Here is a 280-nt window from a genome sequence, read left to right on the forward strand (position 1 = left end):
GGCGCGAGGGTCACGGAGACGCGCACGTGCGAGCCCTTGCGCGCGAGCGAGAAGACGAGCGTCTCGCCCGAGGTCCGGCCGCCGACCGCGCGCGAGACCTCGGAGGGGGCGCGGACGCGCGCGCCGTCGATCGACACGATTCGGTCGCCGGCGCGGACGCCGCCGCGGTCGGCGGGCGAGCCGCGCACGACGTGGTCGACCGCGACGCCCTCGCCGGGCGCCTTGGACATCGTGACCCCGACCCACGCGGGTCGCCGGAACGCGCGCGGCGAAGCGTGCG

Annotated in this window: 1 protein-coding gene; it reads right to left on the reverse strand. The window is 78.6% G+C overall.

The window, feature by feature from the left end; all coding sequences use genetic code 11:
• Positions 1-230: PDZ domain-containing protein (locus QWJ41_RS21100; RefSeq protein WP_302710450.1), on the reverse strand; the 230-nt coding region annotated here is incomplete at its 3' end.
• Positions 231-280 lie beyond the last annotated feature (50 nt).

The organism is Nocardioides cremeus, from assembly GCF_030518195.1.
GTDB classification, from domain to species: domain Bacteria; phylum Actinomycetota; class Actinomycetes; order Propionibacteriales; family Nocardioidaceae; genus Nocardioides; species Nocardioides cremeus.